This is a genomic window from Mammaliicoccus sp. N-M50 (genome assembly GCF_022386995.1).
GTDB lineage: Bacteria > Bacillota > Bacilli > Staphylococcales > Staphylococcaceae > Mammaliicoccus > Mammaliicoccus sciuri_A.
In genome coordinates, this window is record NZ_JAJNJA010000019.1 from 1 (window position 1) to 2,955 (window position 2,955).

Genomic DNA, 2,955 nt, shown 5'->3' on the forward strand with positions numbered 1-2,955 from the left:
TTTTGTCATATTCACCTTGCATGTCATTATGTAAAAATATTGCTTTTTGTTTTACAGGTGCAAAGGCAAATAAAGCAGTAAACATTTTGTTATAACCACCATAATCTATTAAAACGTCAGGTTTTAAGTTACCAAAGATTCTTTGAAAATCTAACTTAAAGTATGCTTTCATCATTTTTTTATTAATATATTTAGATTCATAGCCCTGTCTATATAAGAGATTTTGCGTTATCGTATCAATAATATTTCTATTAGTTCTAGAGAATTTGCTAATTACATGTACTCTTGGATCTAGTCTTTCCATGTTAAGAATTTTATCTCTAAATTTCTTGTCATTTTCTATTAAGATAATTTCGTATTTATCGTAGTCTATTTTTTTACTTAAGTTTATAACAGAGTTTGTAATACCATTATTGTAGAAACCTCCACCATAAAGTACGACTACTTTTTTATCAGACTTATATATCTTTTTTTCTTTGCGTTTATTCAAGATGAAATCTGTAGATTTTGCTAATGCTATACCATTATCATACTCACAGAATTCCTCTAAATAATGAGCAATTTCTTTTTTGAAAGATGTATGGTAATTGTCTTGATATTTACTGATATTATCTATTAATTCATCTAAATTATAAGCTTTACTTCCTGGTAATCCCTCAATATCTAAGTAAAATCCTCTTTCTTCTTCATATATTTCTTTATCTGGCATGTAGAAATATATTGGTCTTTGTAATGGTAAATAATCGAAGAAGATACTTGAATAGTCAGTTATTAAAGTATCTACAGCAGCTAATAATTCATTCGTATCTACCCAATTAGGTATAAGTAAATCATCTAAACCAAGTTCTTGTAATTTATCATAAATGAAATAATGTGCTTTTAAATATACTTGATATTCATCACCAAATTTATCTTGAAGTAATGAAATCTCCATTGCTAAATGATTGATATCTTCTTCTGTTGTATCTTTGAGAGACTTTTTCCAAGTAGGAGCATACAATACTATTTTTTTCGAATTAGTTAAGTTGTATTTCTTTATAATATCTTCTCTCTTACTATTTAGGGTTAAATCTACTCTTGGATTACCATATATACCAACGTCTGCAGTTAATATGCCATCTAGATCATGACTTTTAATAAGCTTATCTGCAGTAAACTTATTTGGCATAATTAATTTATCAGCTGTAAATAAGTTTTTTTGAATATTTTTATGGTCATTAAAACCACTATTTTTGATGTCTTTTCCTAAGGTTTTTAATGGAGTCCCATGCCAAGTATTAACGTATACTTGGCCATCTCTTTTAGTAAAGTAAGGCATAAATGATGTATCATTAATAAGATATTTACACGTTGCAAGCAATTTTAAATATGTACGGCTCTCATATTTAATCACATTAATATTTGGATTGTTAAAATTCGATTTAATCCATTTTATCATCGGATCTTCGACATTTTTTATAGCAATATAGAATTTCATTTTAGGATATAGTTCTATCATTTTAGTAAAAATTGCATAGGCATTTCCTGTGAAATTTACACCATGGTATGATTCAAACAAAATACTATTTTTTTGTATTTTAGTAGTTCTGATTTTATTTAAATAATAAGCATTATCGCTAACTCTTTTATTTTTAATATTCTCTTTTACTGGATTCAAAAGAAAATCTTTAATTTCTATTGCTTTATTCAATTCCATTTCTCCTTTTATCATTATTAGATTGCAATTGATAAAAGACCATACGGGAATGATAAATCATTTTAAATAAACCTTTTTGAACTTTTCTATCACGTCATCCAATTTCTCTACATCCAATGAGAAATACAGTTTCATTTTAGGTTCTGTTCCAGATGGTCTAACCGCTATAAATCCTTCTTCAAAAATAAATTTGATAAGATCTGTTTGCGGTAACTGAATAGTACTTGTCTCACCACTTTGTATATTATGAGATTCTTGTGTGATGTAGTTTTCTATATACAATGGTGTTAGATTCTCTATATCAATTGTTTCTAACTGTTTAAAGTCATTCATAATTTGTTGGATTTTTTCTCGTCCTTCTGCACCTTCAAATGTTGGTGAGAGTGTCTTGTCTTTATACTGACCTAGTTCTTGATAAATATTGTCTAAAACATCTTTGAAAGTTTGATTATCTTGTGACAGTTGTTCTTTATATTTAATCAGTAGTGCTGCTGTTTGTATCGCATCTTTATCTCTTGAGAAGTCTTCTACTAAATAACCATGGCTTTCTTCGAAAGCTATAACTAGTTGTGATTGTTTATCTTCTAATTGCTTTAATTGTTCTGAGATGTATTTGAAACCTGTTAATACATTGATGACTTCAATGTTCAATGATTGGGCTAGTTTTTCACTTAAAGCACCTGTTACGACAGATTTAATCATGTATTTATGTACATCACTTGTTAATTGCGCATGTCTTAGTTTAATGAGTAATAGTCCAATCTCATTACCATTGAAATATCTTGTTGTCCCATCTTCATAACGTTCAACAATACCGATTCTGTCGGCATCTGGATCAGTTGCGATAATAAGTTGCGCCTGTTCTTTCTCAGCTAATTGTTTACTTAAATCAAACGTATCTGCTTCCTCTGGATTGGCTATACGCACTGTTGGAAAATCACCGTTAGGTGTAGATTGTTTTTCTTCAACAACATAGTTTGTATATGACAAATCTTCAAGTACATCTGACAATAAAGGCAGACTTGTGCCATGTAAACTTGTTAAAATTGTTTTTGTTTCAGCCGATTCAAATGAACCGACAAGATTTTTAACCGCTGCTTTATAAGCTTTAGTTGTTTCTTCTTTAAATGGTAAGATCAGTTCACGTTCTTGTAACGCTTCAAAGTCGTCTGCTTGTATATTTAATGGGTCTTCTACTGTATCAATATAACGGCTTAATTCTAATGAAGGCTCTGTTAATAACTGGCCACCATCTGAAC

2 protein-coding genes are annotated in these 2,955 nt (G+C 29.3%); both read right to left on the bottom strand.

The window, feature by feature from the left end; all coding sequences use genetic code 11:
* Positions 1 to 1,696 (bottom strand): CDP-glycerol glycerophosphotransferase family protein (locus tag LQ622_RS14805; protein ID WP_481817268.1); only part of this gene is annotated, 1,696 nt, incomplete at its 3' end.
* A gap of 57 nt (positions 1,697 to 1,753) precedes the next feature.
* On the bottom strand, positions 1,754 to 2,955 hold a 1,202-nt coding region (locus LQ622_RS14810; RefSeq protein ID WP_239775469.1), incomplete at its 5' end, for a phosphohexomutase domain-containing protein.